Here is a 14239-nt window from a genome sequence, read left to right on the forward strand (position 1 = left end):
GGATCGGTACCGCCCGCGCCTGACAGGTTTTTGTCCGCCCGAGCCCTCTCTCGAGTATGCGAAGCGAACGCCTGCAGCGGGAGATCGACAGCCTCGTCGCGCGGGGGTGGACGATCGAGGACGAGGGCCGGGACAGAGTCGTCATGGTCGACCGGGAGTTCGGCTCCGTCGGCTCCCACGTCCTGGTCGCGATCCTGACGATCTGGTGGACGATGGGGATCGGGAACGTCCTCTGGGGGGCGTACAACTACGTCGCGAACTCCCGGCGCCAGGTCCTCTGGGAGGGGCGAACTCGGTGTCCGTCCTGCGGGGCCGACGCCGGCGAGGACGCGGCCTACTGCCCGTCCTGCGGGACCGACCTCGAGGCCGCGGCGACGGAGCCCGGACCGACGTGTCCGAACTGCGGGGCGGTCGCCGACGAGGGGGCGCGGTACTGTCGGGCCTGTGGAACCGAGCTCCCCGCCGGGTCGTAGGCTGGGCGAAAACGCGGCCGTTTTACACGCGCCCCACGAACCGCGGGTATGGAGTGTCGCCACTGTGGCTCGCCCCTCGAGAAACCCGGCGACTTCTGCCTGCGCTGTCGGGAGGAAAACACCGCGGCGATCGTGCTCGAGGCGGACCGCGAGCGGGCGACGCTGACGATGCTGGCCGAGGAGGACGCCGACGATCCCGTGATCGCCGAGACGACGATCACCACCACGCCCGAAGAGGGCGAGAACGAGGTCGTCGAGCTGCGGAACTTCGCGGGGCTGCTGGCCGACGAGATCCGACGCAAGCGCCCCGACGAGGTCTACGCCGGCGGCGAGCGGGACGTCGTGCGCGCGGTCAGACGCGACGTCCACCACCCCTTCTACCGGATCGACGACGACGACGCCGTCGAGGCGGTCCTCGAGCGCCGGGGGAATCGGGCGCTCGAGGTCGTCGAGACCCCGCCCGCCGAGAAGATCGGCGGCAGCCACTCGACGCTGATCGGCGGCCGAACCGGGATGCGAGCGATCCGAACCGTCGCGGGCCACCCCCACGTCAAGAAGGTCATCCCGGGACCGATCGACGCGGGCGGGAAGGGCTCGCAGTCGGGGCTGCGAGCGAAGGTGACCCGCGCCGACGACGGCGGCAACGTCCGGATGCTCATCCGAGACGGCTCGAGTGTTCAGGAAAACAGGGTCGTCACGACCGCCCCGAACCGGGAGCTCGGCGAGCGGATCCGCGCCGATCTCAACGACGTCCTGACCGACGCGGAGTTTCAGTGAGCGTTCGCGTCCTTCGTTCAGTCCTCGAGTAGGGAGCGATCAGTGTCGTCGCTCCGCGGAAGCGACAGGCGCTGCTGGTTCTCGGGCCCTTATCAGGGCGGGTGTAATTAGATATAATTAGCCATGCTCGAGCGAGCCGATGCGGTCCTGGCTGCGATCCCGCTGCTGGCGGTGAGCGGTCTCGCCCTCCGGACGGCGATCGCGGTTTCGGGGGTCGGAACGGGACTCCTCGCCGCGCCATTGGCCCCGGTCGGTCCGTTCGCGGCGCTCGCGTTCGTCTTTCGCGAGCTGCTCGCCGGCCCCGTCGCCGAGCATTCCGCGGACGAGTAGTCGCGACTCAACAGGTTTAAGAATCCAGTAGCGATAGGTAGCGGTACTATGGGTAATCAAGAAGTCGGCAGCGCGGGCCGTTTTGGCGCACGCTACGGTCGCGTCGCCCGGCGCCGCGTCAGCGAGATCGAAGACGACATGGAAAACGCCGAGGTCGACGGGGACAGCGTCACCCGCGTCGGTACCGGCATCTGGAAGAACGAGGAAACCGGCGAGGTCTTCACCGGCGGCGCCTTCCGACCGGAGACCCCCGCGGGTCGCACCGTTCAGCGCTCGATTCGCGCCGCGCTGGCCGAGGACGAATAACGCTCTCTCGCTCGCTACGCATGAGTTACAAGTGCTCCCGCTGTAAACGCGACGTCCAGCTCGACGAGTACGGCGGCGTTCGGTGCCCCTACTGCGGTCACCGCGTCCTCCTGAAGGAACGCAGCCGCGACGTCAAGGAAGTCGGCGTCCGGTAGCGAACCATGGCCGCCCACGGCGCGACCCTCGAGTTCGAGTACGACGGGCCGGCTCGAGCCCGCGTCGTCACCGAGTCGGTCGCCCGCGAGGTCGGCGAGATCGACGACGAGCGCTCGAAGACGGCGATCGGTCGCGAGGACGCCGTCGTTCGCATCGAGATCGAGGCCGCCGATCCGGTCGCGCTCCGCGCGGCGTTGAACACCTGGCTCTCGCTGATCGACGTCGCCGAACGGGCCGCGGACGTCGGCGACGGGATCGGCCGGAGGATGGGAACGTAGCAGTCGTCGGCCGATCGCTTTTTACCGCAGCCCTCGAGGACGCTACCATGAGCGACGCGCGACGCCGCCTCCTGCTGGCGGGCGGAACGATCGGGTTCGGGTTCGGCGCCGCCGTCGACACGGTGCTCTTTCATCTGACCTTTCAGACTCACCACCTCCTCTCGGGGTTCTACGACCCGTACAGCCTCGACGGCCTGCGGACGAACGTGATGTTCGACGGGCTGTTTCTGGTGTCGAACTTCGCGATCATGATCGTCGGCTTCGCCCTGCTCTGGCGACTCGTCAACGGCGCCGGCCGCCGATTCTCGACGCGGGCCCTCGTCGGGTCGATCGTCGTCGGGGCGGGCGTGTTCAACGTCTTCGACGGGGTCGTCGACCACTACGTGCTCGACTTGCACAACGTCGTCCACGGCACCGAGGCATGGAACCCGCCGTGGGTCGTCGTGAGCGTCGTCCTGCTCGCCGTCGGCTACCTCGTGCTTCGGGGCGCGGACGACTATGCGACCCGAGCCGGCTGATCACGCCCGCCGCCGATCCGTCGACTACTCGAGGGCGACTTCGACCGTCGCGGGCTCGAGGTCGAAAAACGCCGTCTCGTACCCCTCGTGGCGCGAGAGCTGCGGCGCCGCGTCGACGATCACGGCCAGTTTCGGGGCGGCCTCGAGAACCGTCCGGTCGACCGCGGCGCCGTAGTGGTGGCCGCGATCGGCCTCGAGACGCTCTGTAAGGGCCGTCCGCTCTCCGAACCCGTCCTCCCGAACCGGCGCGATCGACAGCCCCGCGAACGGGACCGAGAACCCGTTATATCGGGTGCGTGCGGTCGCGACGACTTCGGCCTCGCTTCCCGACCCGTCGACGCCGACGCCGAACTCGAGGTCGCCGCTGCGGGCGGTACCGAGCCACGCGTCCACGGCGTCCTCGAGCGCCGGTTCTCGGCCGTCCCCGTGGCTATCAGCGTCGCCGTGATCGCCGTGGCCGTCGCGGCCGTCCCCCGACCCGTGATCGCGGGCCATCGGCTCGACCGCGCCCGGCTCGCCGCGACCCTCGTCCTCGTCGATCAGCCGGCGTCCGAGCGACTCGATCTCCGCGGCCGCGTACTCGAACTCGACGTCGACGGTCCGGGACCGCTCGAGGCGGTCGGCGATCGCGCCGGCGGTTTCGACCCTCGTCGGTTCGATCCGGACCGTCGCGACGTGGGGGCCGTCCTCGCCGAGCGCGGCGTTGTCGCCGTGGTGAAACCCCATCCGCTGGGAGAGCATCGGCCAGAGGGTGCGCTCCTCGACCCGCTCCCCGCGGCTGCGGATCGTCGTCGTCACCGACGTCGGAACCGCGAGCCCGGTCTCGAGATCGGTGACCGTCGCCATCAGGTGAACGGCGTGGTGGTCCCGAACGTCCGCGCGCGCCCGTTCTGGGCCGGTCACCGTCCAGAAGGAGTGTGGCTGGGTCGCCGTCAGCGTCACCGCCAGGCCGTCGGCGGTCGCGGTCCCGAAGGTGGCCATCTCGTCGACCTTCGGGGGGACGTAGACTCCCTCGGGTGGGTCGACGACGAGCTCGCGCCAGGCGTCCTCGCGCTCGAGGGCGTCGAGACAGCCCGCCGACAGCGACAGCGAGAGGGCGCCGGCCGCGAGCACGTCTCGGCGTCGCATTGCCGGACACAGGCCGACGAGCGGGATAGGCGTCACGGTTGCAGGCTCGACAGAGCGCGTCGGTTCGCGGTCGAACGACAAAGCTTGGCTTTATCAGTCCGGAGGGCGACGGTCGAGACATGCAAGGAAACCTGCCGCCGGAAGCACAGGAGAAGATCGAGCAGCTCCAGGGTCTTCAGGAGACCGCCCAGGAGGTCGCCGTCCAGAAACAGCAGGCCGAGACCAACCTCGAGGAGGCCGAGAGCGCCCTCGACGAGCTCGACAACATCGACGAGGACACCACCATGTACCGTAACGTCGGCGACCTGTTCGTCGAGACCGACTACGACACGGCCGAGGACGACCTCGAGGAGAAAGTCGACTCCCTCGAGATCCGCCTCGAGACCCTCGAGAAGCAGGAAGAGCGCGTCCAGGAGCAGTTCGAGGGCCTCCAGGACGAGCTCGAGGAACTGCTCGGCGGCGCGGGCGGCGGCATGGGCGGCCCGGCCGGTCCGGGCGGTCCCGGCGCCGGCGGCGCGTAAATGCCGAGCGAGGAGCCGACCGACGAGGAGATCGTCCAGACCGCCTCCGACGCGGCGGAGGGGCTGATCTTCTCCCGGTACAAACAGTCCGACGTCCGCGACTGCGACGTCACGGTCAGCTTCGAGGACGGCGTCCTCGAGGTCGACGTCTACCTCAACGCTCCCGAGGGCGCGGCCGACCCCGATCGGGTCGCCGACGACGCGGCTCTCGCCGCGCGCGAGGCCGTCGACGAACTGTTCGCGGAGTGACGTTCGGGCCAATTCTTTCGACCGTCGAACCGACGTAGCGCCCCGCTTCGAACCGATACCCCACCGCGCGTCCAACCGAGTAGCGGGTCGCCCGCGAACGGCCGCGGTCGCCGACCGCCGTCCTCGCGCGTAGCCGCGGGCACGGCGCCCCCTCAGCGGCCCGGGCACGCCTTCAGCAGGTGCTCGCGGTAGATCGGCGCGGGAACGCGCGAGCCGCAGTACTCGCACTCGAGTCGCTCCGCGTCGGGTCGGTTCGCGTCGGGTCGGTCTGCCACGAGCGGTCGTACCCGCTCCGGAACGGTAGTCGTTTCGTCGCCGACCGAACGGTTATTCAGCCCGCGGCCCCGACCGTCCGTCGTGAACCTCTCGATCGTCGATCTCGCGCCGGTACGGGACGAAGAGAGCGCGACCGAAGCCTACGAGCACACGACCGAACTCGCTCGAGTCGCCGAGGAGCTGGGCTACGAGCGGTTCTGGGTGGCCGAACACCACGGGCTGGCCGACTCGATCGCCAGCACCACGCCCGAGGTGCTGATCGCCCACCTCGCCGCCAACACCGACGAGATCCGGGTGGGCTCCGGGACGGTCCTGTTGAACCACTACAGTCCGTTCAAGGTCGCCGAGACGTTCGCCTCGCTGGACGGGCTGGCGCCCGGCCGGGTCGACCTCGGGCTGGGTCGCGCGACGGGGATGCCCGAAGTCGACCGCGCGCTCGGCACCGAGCGCAGAACGCGCAACCCCGACCGGGATCACGCCGAGAAGATCGAGGCCGCCGCGAGCCACCTCTACGACGGCTTCGAGGCGGGCCACCCCTACGCCGACATCCAGCTTCCGCGTTCGGACGGCGACGTCCCCGAGATCTGGGTGCTCGGCTCGAGTCCCTCGAGCGCCGAGATCGCCGGCGAGCTCGGGCTGCGGTACTGTTTCGCGGCGTTCATCCGACCACAGCTCGCCGAACGCGCCTTCGAGGTCTATCGAAACACCTTCGAGCCCTCCGCGTTCGGCGCCGGTCCCGACGAGCCGACGGGGATGCTCGCGGTAAACGCCGTCTGTGCGGAAACCGACGAGGAGGCGGCTCGCCTCCGCTCGACGGCCGAAGCCTCGTACAAGCGGATGCAACGCGGGGTCGTCGGCTCGTTGCCGCCGGTCGAGGAGGCCGTCGACGAACTCGGCGGCGTTCCCGAGCCGACGCCGAACCCGCTCCCGGACGGCGAGTGGCCTCGCTCGATTTCGGGGAGTCCGGAGACGATGCGGGACCTGCTCGAGGGGCTCACCGACCGGGTCGGCGTCGACGACGTGATCGTCCAGAACCTCATCGCGGACCACGATGCGGTGCTCCGATCGCACGAGCTGCTCGCGGAGGCGGCCGCCCTCGAGAACGCGGGCTGAGCGGGCGGCGTTACCAGTGGGCCAGCACGTTAAACAGGTCGACGCCGACCGCGAACGGTAGCAGTACCAGCATGGCCGCGTACACGAGTCCGACCAGTACGGTATCCCGGGTGCTTCGATCGGGGAAATCGTCGGACGACAGCGAGTAGTGCACCGCGCTGAGCAGCTTCGTCGTTTCTTCGAACACCTGTTCGGTTCTGTTCATCGTCGGCGCTCACCCCCGTGACGGGATCTCATAACGACACTCACGACGGTATCGACGGTCGATCAAGATAACTGTATCTATTACAGTACGGGTTTCCGAGACGAACGGCCGCGGCTTCGACCGCGGCCCGGATCCGCCGGCGTTCGGCGCGTCGGAAGCGAACCGCGGCCGCGAGATCACTCGCCGAAGACGGAATCGAAGAACTTCCGCTCGGAGGTCCGCAGGTGCTGGTTGAAGGTCGCGGGCGAGATACCGAGGCGGTCGGCGATTTCCTCGCCGGTGCTCTCGCGGGGCCAGTCGAAGTATCCCGCGAAGTAGGCCGTCTCGAGGGCGGCGCGCTGTTTCTCCGTGAGGTCGCTCTCGAGGACCGACTCCGAACCCGACTCCGAGCGGTCGCCCCGTTCGGTCGTCCGCTGGGCGAGGTAGGTGACGTCGGAGCGGTGTTCCTTGAGCAGTTCGATCATCTGGCGGGTGTCCCGGCCGCGGGGGAGTTCGACGACGAACCGGAACTCCCCGTCGTCGATCGTCGCCGACTCGACCCGGCCGCCGTGGGTGGCGATCGTCTCGAACAGCGAGACGGCGGTGGGGGCGACGAGTTCGAACTCGAAGTAGTTCTTCCGGGCAGAGAGGACCCGCGCCTCGTCGAGTCCGTCGGTCTCCTCGATCGTCTCCAGAAACGTCTCCTGGTCGACGTCGGTCGCGGAACCGTAGACCAGCAGCGTCTCGTCGCCGTGGATCATCCGGTCGAACCGGATCGTACACGACTCCTCGGTGGAGAGGGCGATCAGCTCCGGCGCCATCTCCTCGATGCGGAACTCGAGTTCGATGACGGCGTCGCTGACCAGCGCGTCCTTGCGCTCGATGGCGGTGATCGCGTGGGCGATGACGTCGCCGATTCGCGAGAGGATCGTCGCCTCGGCGTCGGTAAACGAGCGGGGCGACTCCGAGTAGACGTTCAACACGCCGTAGACGAGGTCCTCGTGGACGATCGGGATCGCGACCGACGACCGGTAGCCCCGGTCGCTCGCGGCGTCGCGCCAGGGATCGAACGTCTCGTCGGTTCGGGTGTCGTCGGTAACCTGGACCTCGCCGGTTCGGATCGCGGTCCCGGCCGGGCCCTGCCCTCGCTCGTCGTCCTGGTCGGCGGAGACCTCGACCTCCTCGAGGTAGCCGTCCTCGACGCCGGCCGCCGCCGCCGGTTCGATCCGGTCGCTACCGGGGTTGACGCTGCCGAGCCAGGCGAACCGGTAGCCGTCGGCCTCGACGAGGCGGTCGCAGACCTCCTGTTCGAGCTCCGCGCGGGTCTCGGTCGTGATCACCGCGTGTGTGATGTCGTTGCCGATCCGGTTGAGCCGGTTGAGCGCCTCGAGCTGTTCGCGCTGGCGTCGGCGCTGTCGTTCCTGGTGGGCCCGCTCGATCGCGTGGTGGATCGTCCGGATCAGCAACTCGTCGGTCACCTCGTCCTTGACGAGGAAGTCCTGGGCACCGCTTTGAATCGCCTGCACGCCGACTTCCTGGTCGCTGACGCCGGTGAAGACGACGATCGGTGCCTCGTCGGCGACGTCGCTGACCGTCTCGAGGGTGTCGAGCCCGCGGCTGTCCGGAAGGTTGAGATCGAGCAACACGAGATCGGGCGGCGAGGACGATAGCGTCTCGAGGCCGTCCGCGAGGCGGTCGTCGTGGATCACCGTCGGCGCCCGGCTCGTCGACTCGTCGGGGTTGACCCGCTGGGTGAGTTCGGTCGCGTCCCGGAGCATCTCCTGGATCAGTCGGGCGTCGCCGGGGTTGTCCTCGATCAACAGCAACTCGAGCGTCCCGCCGGCGTCGGCGTCGTCGGCCGCTCCGGAGACGGCGTCGTTCATCGGTCGTCATCCTCCGGCGGGAGCCGAACCACGGAGAACCAGAACTTCTCGAAGGCCCGGACGGTCTCGATGAACTCGTCGGGATCGACCGGTTTCGTCAGGTAGGCGTTGGCGTGGAGCTCGTAGGATCTGGCGATGTCCTCCTCGGCTCGCGAACTCGTCAGGACGATCACCGGGATCGACTGCAGTTCGGGGTCGTCCTTGAGCTCGGCGAGGACCTCCTCGCCGTCCTTGCGCGGGAGATTGAGATCGAGCAAGATGAGATCGGGTCGCGGGGCGTCTTCGTACTCGCCTCGCTGGTGGAGAAAATCCAGCGCGTCGCTCCCGTCCGAAACGGTGTGCAGGTCGTTGTCGATCCGACCCTGCTTGAACGCCTCTCGGGTAAGTCGGACGTCGCCCGGATTGTCCTCGACCAGGAGCAGCTGGGCCGGTTCGGGAGTGTGCTGTCCTGACTCGCTCATTGCCGTTCGGTTCGTGCTCGACGGTCGTCTCTGCTTCGGTTTCGCGGGGGGAGGGCTCGATCCGACGCGGCCCGCGAGGACCAGCGCCGGTCGGCGTCCGGCGTCGCGGAACCCGCTGCGAGACTGCGGCGGGCGCAACTGTTCGGAGACAAGGTTACCTGTCTCGTTGTCGGTGGAGACGGATATACGTGCGGGCTGCATGGGCGCACCCACCCGCGTTCGAAACCCGGGTGCACTCGTCGGCCGCACCTGGACCGGTCGGGAGCGCGGTCGTTGCGGCGACGGCGAGACCGAGGGCCGGTTCCGTATCGTGGGATGCGATGTATCGCCGCCTCGAGAGCCGATCGGACCGTCGAGTGCGACCGCGCCGTCGCTAGCGCGGGTCGGGGCGGAAACCCGACGTTCCCGGCCCGCGTCGCCTCGGTCGTCGCCCGGGAGTCGACGCTCTCGAGGTCCGGGCTCGTCGGGGATCGGGAACGTCCGCGGGTCGGGAACCGCTTCGAGCGCGGGGAGGAGGACCCCTCCGGCGGCGCTGCGATCCGGCAACGCACGCACCCGGGATCCGAGACGGAACAGCGAGTTCGGGCTCCGAACCCGTCGGGGCTCGCGGTCGGTTTCGATCGCGAGGGACAACGGCGGGCGGCGTCGCTCGCGTCGCCGAAAGCGCGACTCGAGAACGACCCGCGCTCGGTAGCTCGAGGGAGATAAATTCTATACCGCGATAGTAAACGTAACGCCGGTTCGACGGGAACCCGTCGAGGGAGCGGCCGCGGTGTCGGCTAGTGGTTTCATACCGATCCCGTTCGTACGGTCGCCCATGGACGAGATCTCACTCGGCGTGCCGGAACCGCTGCTCGACCGACTCCCGGAGGAGGACGACGCCGCCGCGACCGATATGCAGGAGGCGGTCGGCGGGTGGGAGCGACAGCTCAACCGCGTCCTCGAGGAGTCCGCGGACGAACGCGAGGCCGCGGGCCGCGTCCTCGAGGCGATCGATCGCTTCGAGGAGCGCTACCAGACCTACGACGAGCTGGTCCCCGAGCTGCGGGCGTGGGGACAGTCGCCGATCTACGCGATCGCGTGGCGGACGCTGTACGCCGACGTCGTCGCCCAACTGTACGAGCACGACGACCTCGGCGAACACTTAGAACAGGAGCGAAACGCGCGGCTGGTCGAGGACGGAATTCGGCTACAGGACCTCTAAGAAGGGCGGTTCTCGCCCTCGAGCCCGCCTCGGCTGGACGACCCACAAGGGCTTTGATCCGGGCCTCGCTACCTGCAGGCGTGGCAGCGACCGACGACTCCCGCCAGCCGCTGGACCTGACGACGCGTCTCCGCCGCCGCGTGCTCCCGACCGTGCACCGCATCAAGGAGCCGCTGGGCGGGTTCGCGACCTGCACCCAACACCCCGACGAGTACGTCGGCACCGTCGACCGGACCGTCTCGGAGTTCCGGACGGATCTCGAGGCGATGTCGTTTACCCCCGAACCCGTCGCCTCGCTGAAGATCCACCGCGACGGCCGCCTCTCGGCGGGCAGCTGGGTGCGTCGGCGGTCGCCGCTCTCGAGCCGGCAGCTCCACGTCGCCCTGTTCAGAGCGGGCGGCGAGCGCCTCGAGGTGTTCGCCCACAGCGAGTACTCCTGGCTTCGCCACCCCTACAGACACTACACCGCCGAGGGGTGGGACACCGAGGCCGGCGTTCGCCGGATGCGATCGCTGCTGTCGGCCCGCGGCGTCGCCTTCTCGATCGAGTGACCGTCGGCGGAACCGATTTGTCCGCGGCCGGGAAACCCTCGATCGATGGCCGACACCGTCGCCGCGTTCACGGACCTCTACCGTCCGACGGTAAACGGCGTCGCCTCGACCGTCGCGCTGTGGCGCGAGCGGTGGGGTCGTCGCCGGGGCTCGATGGACGTCGTCTTTCCCGAAACGGAGGGATACGTTCCCGAGAGCGGGGAGTACGCGGTTCCGAGCGTCGAGGCGCCGCTGTACCCACGATACCGCCTCGGGCGCCCGATCGCTCCCGAGGGCGTTCCGGTTCCCGACGTCGTCCACGTTCACACTCCCTTTACCGTCGGCGTCGCGGGCGTTCGGTTCGCCCGGGCGAACGGCGTTCCCGTCGTCGCCTCCTACCACACGATCCTCGACGAGCGCGTCTCGGATCGGGTTCCCGATCCCCTGGTCGAACCGGGACGGCGGCTCTGCCGGGCCTACGAGCGAGCGTTTTTCGCCCGCGCCGACCGTGTCGTCGTGCCGACGTCGTTCGCCCGCCGCCACCTCCTCGAGCGGGTCGGCGCGGACGTCGAGGCGACGGTCGTCTCGAACGGGATCGACACCGATCGCTTCCGGCCGACCGACCCCGAGCCCCTCCGGAACCGCTACGGGCTCCCCGACGGGCCACTACTCGGCTACACGGGACGCCACGGTCCCGAGAAGCGACTCGAGGAGGCGATCGACGCCGTCGACGGGACCGACCACACCCTGGTACTGGCCGGCGACGGTCCCGCCCGGGAGAACCTGGAGGCCCGCGCGGCGGAGACGGGCGCCGACGTCCGCTTTCTCGGCTTCCTCGAGCGCGCGGAGCTGCCGGCGTTCTATTCGGTCCTCGACGCGTTCGTCTTCCCGAGCCCGGTCGAAACCCAGGGGCTGGTCGCGCTCGAGGCGACCGCCTGCGGGACGCCGGTCGTCGCCGCCGACGCGGGCGCGCTCGTCGACGGCGTCATCGAGGGCGAGACGGGCTACCGCTACGAGCCGGGCGACCTCGAGGCGTTCCGACTGGCGATCCGCCGAACGCTCGCCGAGAGCGATCGCCTGTCGGACCTCTGTCGGCGCCGTCGTGCGATGCTCTCGGTCGAGCACTCCCTCGAGCAGCTGGCGCGGGTCTACGAGGACGTCCGTCGGTAATCGGTACGCGAACGCACCCCAAGCGTTCAAATCCCGTGGCTCGGTAGAACGGGTATGGAGTTCGCCGTCTCGCGCGAGGGAACGACGCTCGTCACGTTGCACGGAGGAAGCGATACGACCGCCCGCGAGGACGCGGTCGCTGAGATCGAGGAGACGTTCGAGTCGCTCGCGGCCGAGGGACCGCTCGTCGACTGGGCGATCGGAGACGCGACGGTCCGGGAACACCCGACCGCGCCGTTCGATCCGTACACGATCGACGTCGAGTTCGACGTCGTCGTCGCCGTCGAAGCGGAGGACGCCGTCGCGGCCGGCGAGCGCGGCGCCGAGGCGATCGACGCGGCGCTCGCCGAAGCGGGCCTCGACTCGGTCACCTACCGGTCCTCGCCGACGGCGTCGGCCTGAGACGGACCGCCGTTCCGGGTTCTCGACGCAGCCGCGATCCGGACCGCGGTCGCGCGGGATCGACGGACGGCGGTCGGAGCGAGAGCCGGACTTATGGTCTCGGCCTCCGACCACCCCGTATGGAACTCGATCTACGGTTCTTCGCCACCTTTCGCGAGGCGGTCGGGCAGAAGGAGCTGGCGTCCTCGTTCGAGAACGGGGCGACGGTCGGCGACGTCTTAGGCGAACTCGAGGCCGAGTACGACGGGCTCGAGGGACAGCTGCTCGAGGACGGGGCGATCCGGCCTCAGCTGAGCGTGCTGAAAAACGGCCGCGACGTCGTTCACATGGAGGGTCCCGACACCGACCTCGAGGACGGCGATACGCTGTCGGTGTTCCCCCCGGTCGCCGGCGGGTGATTGACCCGGCGCCGCCGGGAAATCGGGAACGGTTTCGAGAGGGACTTATACGCCGTTCCCCGAGTCTCGAGTGGTGATGGAGACCGATTCCGAGACGGACTCGAGCGACGGCGACGCCGTCGGGAACGGCGACGCGGCCGACGATCGCGGTGCCGAACCCGTGACCTTCGGCCGGGAGGGGATCCGCGAGGGGCTGGTCACCTGCGTTCCCGTCGCCGTCGGCGTCGGCGGCTACGGGGTGGCCTTCGGCGTGCTGGCCGATCAGGTCGGGTTGAGCGTCGCCGAGGCCGTGTTGATGAGCGCCGTCGTCGTCGCCGGCGCCTCCCAGATCGTCGCGGTCGAGCTGTGGGCCGACCCGATCCCGATCGCCGCGATCGTGATCACGACGTTCGCGATCAACTTGCGGTACTCCCTGATGGGGGCGGCGCTCCAGCCCTGGTTCAAGCGGCTCTCGGCCGCGAAGGCCTACGGCAGCCTGTTTTTCATGGCCGACGAGAACTGGGCGCTGACGATGCGGGACTTCCGGGCGGGTAACCGGCGCGGCGCCTTCCTGCTCGGCAGTGGGATCGCGGTCTGGATCTTCTGGGTCGGCTCGACGGTCGTCGGCGTCCTCGCGGGCGGGGCGATCGGCGAGCCCGCGCGGTACGGGTTCGACTTCGTCCTCGCAGCGGTGTTTCTCGCGCTCGCGGCCGAGCTCTGGGAGGACCGATCGTCGCTGGTCCCGTGGCTGGCCTCGCTTGGCACCGCGCTGGTCGCCGCCGAACTGTTCCCGGGTCGGTGGTACATCCTGCTGGGCGGGTTCGCCGCCGCGCTCGCGGAGGTGATCCGCCGTGGTCGGTGACGCGCTCTCGCTCGAGCCCGTCGTCGTCGGCGTCGTCCTCGCGATGGCGGTCGTCACCTACGCGACCAAGACCGGGGGGCTCTGGCTGCTCAACCGGATCGAGACGACCGAGCGCCTCGAGGCCGCCCTCTCGGTGCTGCCCGGCGCGATCGTGATCGCCGTCCTCGGGCCGGAGCTGGCATCGGGCGGGCCCGCCGAGTGGGGCGCCGGCGTCCTCGTGGTCGCGGTGATGTGGCGCACCGAGAGCATTCTGCTGGCGCTGTGTACGGGGGTCGTCTCGGTCGTTTTGCTCAGGGGACTGCTCTGAACCGCGAGGATGCGTTTATTTTCCCGGCGGTCCAACGAAGGGGTATGGCAGAACGAACGCGGGTCGAGCGCTCCTTTCGAGGCATCTCCGAACGGCTCGCGAGGCGGTACCTGACGAACCTCGGCGGGGAGCGGGTCGACGAGGAGACCGTCTCGGGCGAGGGCTGGACGGCGACGCTCTCCTCCGAGACCGTCGGCATCGGCCCGTCGCTGACGCTAACGGAGGTGACGGTCGTCTTCGAGGGCGATCCCGACGCGCTCGACGGACTGATCGACGACTTCGCCCAGAAGGCGATGCGCGCGGGCGGCTGATGGCGGGGGAGCCGATCGAGGGGCAGATCCTGTTGCTCGCCGCCGCGAAGTCAAGCGTCACGCCGACCCGGCTTCCCGATCTGGTCGACGTCGTCCAGCGGCATCTGGCGGCCGACCGCGAGCGCTACCGCCGCGAGTACGAGCGGCTGTACGACGACGACGACCTCGAGGCCTTCGCCGTCGAGACGGGCCACTGGGCGGGGCTGGGCGCCGAACTCGAGCTGGGCGACCGCGAGCTGTCGGCGGTCCGCCGGGCCCACGAGGAACAGCTGTTGCGCATCGGCCGGCGCACCGACCGCGAGGACGAGTTCGAGACCGCCCTCGAGATCCGTGATCCGGTGGTGATCGGGACCGGGGCCGACAGCGGGTAGCTCCGGGAGGGAACCGGTCGTCGAGTTAAGTGGGTCGACGCCGTACCGGTCG

At 69.3% G+C, this 14239-nt stretch carries 25 protein-coding genes; 20 read left to right on the forward strand and 5 right to left on the reverse strand.

Features of this window, described 5'->3' with window-relative positions; translation table 11 throughout:
• The first annotated feature begins 56 nt into the window (after window positions 1-56).
• From C492_RS20880 to C492_RS20910, 7 genes are all read left to right on the forward strand, one after another.
• Window positions 57-473 carry a zinc ribbon domain-containing protein gene (locus C492_RS20880; RefSeq protein WP_008427298.1) on the forward strand — a complete coding sequence of 139 codons (417 nt, stop codon included), beginning with the start codon at window positions 57-59 and terminating at the stop codon, window positions 471-473.
• A 48-nt stretch (window positions 474-521) separates the two neighbouring features.
• Entirely contained in the window at window positions 522-1250 is a 729-nt protein-coding gene (locus C492_RS20885; protein ID WP_008427300.1) for a DUF2103 domain-containing protein, read from the forward strand.
• 123 nt (window positions 1251-1373) lie between these two features.
• Window positions 1374-1580, forward strand: a complete 207-nt coding sequence (locus C492_RS20890) for a hypothetical protein (protein WP_008427302.1) — start codon at window positions 1374-1376, stop codon at window positions 1578-1580.
• 48 nt (window positions 1581-1628) lie between these two features.
• Window positions 1629-1886, forward strand: coding sequence for an eL43 family ribosomal protein (locus C492_RS20895; RefSeq protein ID WP_049893229.1), 258 nt, complete (start codon window positions 1629-1631; stop codon window positions 1884-1886).
• A gap of 20 nt (window positions 1887-1906) precedes the next feature.
• On the forward strand, window positions 1907-2041 hold the full coding sequence (locus tag C492_RS20900) for a DNA-directed RNA polymerase subunit P (RefSeq protein WP_008427306.1): 135 nt from the start codon (window positions 1907-1909) through the stop codon (window positions 2039-2041).
• A gap of 6 nt (window positions 2042-2047) precedes the next feature.
• Window positions 2048-2320 (forward strand): KEOPS complex subunit Pcc1, encoded by a 273-nt coding sequence (locus tag C492_RS20905; RefSeq protein ID WP_008427309.1) that lies wholly within the window; start codon window positions 2048-2050, stop codon window positions 2318-2320.
• A gap of 47 nt (window positions 2321-2367) precedes the next feature.
• Window positions 2368-2838, forward strand: a complete 471-nt coding sequence (locus C492_RS20910; RefSeq protein ID WP_008427311.1) for a DUF2243 domain-containing protein — start codon at window positions 2368-2370, stop codon at window positions 2836-2838.
• Between the two features lie 24 nt (window positions 2839-2862).
• Here C492_RS20910 and C492_RS20915 read toward each other — a convergent pair whose 3' ends face one another.
• Complete coding sequence (locus C492_RS20915; RefSeq protein ID WP_008427313.1) at window positions 2863-3966, reverse strand: DUF7350 domain-containing protein; 1104 nt, start codon at window positions 3964-3966, stop codon at window positions 2863-2865.
• Between the two features lie 119 nt (window positions 3967-4085).
• Between C492_RS20915 and C492_RS20920 the strand changes: the two genes are divergently transcribed.
• Together C492_RS20920 and C492_RS20925 are read left to right on the forward strand one after the other, a co-directional pair.
• Window positions 4086-4487, forward strand: coding sequence for a prefoldin subunit beta (locus C492_RS20920; protein ID WP_008427315.1), 402 nt, complete (start codon window positions 4086-4088; stop codon window positions 4485-4487).
• Window positions 4488-4736: a DUF3194 domain-containing protein gene (locus C492_RS20925; protein WP_008427317.1), complete on the forward strand. Its 249-nt coding sequence runs from the start codon at window positions 4488-4490 to the stop codon at window positions 4734-4736.
• Between the two features lie 152 nt (window positions 4737-4888).
• Here the strand turns inward: C492_RS20925 and C492_RS25645 are convergent, their stop codons facing one another.
• Entirely contained in the window at window positions 4889-5011 is a 123-nt protein-coding gene (locus C492_RS25645) for a hypothetical protein (RefSeq protein WP_275040364.1), read from the reverse strand.
• 82 nt (window positions 5012-5093) lie between these two features.
• On the opposite strand from C492_RS25645, the gene C492_RS20930 reads away from it, so the two are divergent.
• Complete coding sequence (locus C492_RS20930; protein WP_008427319.1) at window positions 5094-6125, forward strand: LLM class flavin-dependent oxidoreductase; 1032 nt, start codon at window positions 5094-5096, stop codon at window positions 6123-6125.
• A 10-nt stretch (window positions 6126-6135) separates the two neighbouring features.
• Here the strand turns inward: C492_RS20930 and C492_RS20935 are convergent, their stop codons facing one another.
• From C492_RS20935 to C492_RS20945, 3 genes are all read right to left on the reverse strand, one after another.
• On the reverse strand, window positions 6136-6330 hold the full coding sequence (locus C492_RS20935) for a hypothetical protein (protein WP_008427321.1): 195 nt from the start codon (window positions 6328-6330) through the stop codon (window positions 6136-6138).
• A 176-nt stretch (window positions 6331-6506) separates the two neighbouring features.
• A complete protein-coding gene (locus C492_RS20940; RefSeq protein WP_008427322.1) occupies window positions 6507-8192 on the reverse strand; it encodes a bacterio-opsin activator domain-containing protein in 1686 nt (561 codons plus the stop codon).
• The gene (locus C492_RS20945; protein WP_008427324.1) at window positions 8189-8653 is read right to left on the reverse strand and encodes a response regulator; all 465 of its coding nucleotides are present in this window, start codon (window positions 8651-8653) and stop codon (window positions 8189-8191) included. Before C492_RS20945 ends, C492_RS20940 begins: the two co-directional genes overlap by 4 nt.
• 315 nt (window positions 8654-8968) lie before the next feature.
• Here C492_RS20945 and C492_RS20950 point away from each other — a divergent pair, with 315 nt between their 5' ends.
• The 10 genes from C492_RS20950 (at window position 8969) to C492_RS20995 (ending at window position 14187) form a co-directional block, all read left to right on the forward strand.
• On the forward strand, window positions 8969-9361 hold the full coding sequence (locus C492_RS20950) for a hypothetical protein (RefSeq protein WP_008427326.1): 393 nt from the start codon (window positions 8969-8971) through the stop codon (window positions 9359-9361).
• Between the two features lie 109 nt (window positions 9362-9470).
• Entirely contained in the window at window positions 9471-9857 is a 387-nt protein-coding gene (locus tag C492_RS20955; protein WP_008427328.1) for a hypothetical protein, read from the forward strand.
• Between the two features lie 80 nt (window positions 9858-9937).
• A complete protein-coding gene (locus C492_RS20960) occupies window positions 9938-10408 on the forward strand; it encodes a hypothetical protein (RefSeq protein ID WP_008427330.1) in 471 nt (156 codons plus the stop codon).
• 45 nt (window positions 10409-10453) lie between these two features.
• Window positions 10454-11557 carry a glycosyltransferase gene (locus C492_RS20965; RefSeq protein ID WP_008427332.1) on the forward strand — a complete coding sequence of 368 codons (1104 nt, stop codon included), beginning with the start codon at window positions 10454-10456 and terminating at the stop codon, window positions 11555-11557.
• Between the two features lie 54 nt (window positions 11558-11611).
• Window positions 11612-11959, forward strand: a complete 348-nt coding sequence (locus C492_RS20970; RefSeq protein ID WP_008427334.1) for a hypothetical protein — start codon at window positions 11612-11614, stop codon at window positions 11957-11959.
• Window positions 11960-12078: 119 nt separating this feature from the next.
• A complete protein-coding gene (locus C492_RS20975) occupies window positions 12079-12357 on the forward strand; it encodes a ubiquitin-like small modifier protein 1 (RefSeq protein ID WP_008427336.1) in 279 nt (92 codons plus the stop codon).
• 76 nt (window positions 12358-12433) lie between these two features.
• On the forward strand, window positions 12434-13198 hold the full coding sequence (locus C492_RS20980; protein WP_008427338.1) for an AzlC family ABC transporter permease: 765 nt from the start codon (window positions 12434-12436) through the stop codon (window positions 13196-13198).
• The gene (locus C492_RS20985) at window positions 13188-13505 is read left to right on the forward strand and encodes an AzlD family protein (RefSeq protein WP_008427340.1); all 318 of its coding nucleotides are present in this window, start codon (window positions 13188-13190) and stop codon (window positions 13503-13505) included. The genes C492_RS20980 and C492_RS20985 overlap by 11 nt, the downstream gene beginning before the upstream one ends.
• Before the next feature lie 44 nt (window positions 13506-13549).
• Window positions 13550-13816, forward strand: coding sequence for a hypothetical protein (locus tag C492_RS20990; RefSeq protein WP_008427342.1), 267 nt, complete (start codon window positions 13550-13552; stop codon window positions 13814-13816).
• Window positions 13816-14187 (forward strand): hypothetical protein, encoded by a 372-nt coding sequence (locus C492_RS20995; protein WP_008427343.1) that lies wholly within the window; start codon window positions 13816-13818, stop codon window positions 14185-14187. Before C492_RS20990 ends, C492_RS20995 begins: the two co-directional genes overlap by 1 nt.
• Window positions 14188-14239: the final 52 nt, after the last annotated feature.

Origin of the sequence: Natronococcus jeotgali DSM 18795 (assembly GCF_000337695.1) — an archaeon.
GTDB lineage: Archaea > Halobacteriota > Halobacteria > Halobacteriales > Natrialbaceae > Natronococcus > Natronococcus jeotgali.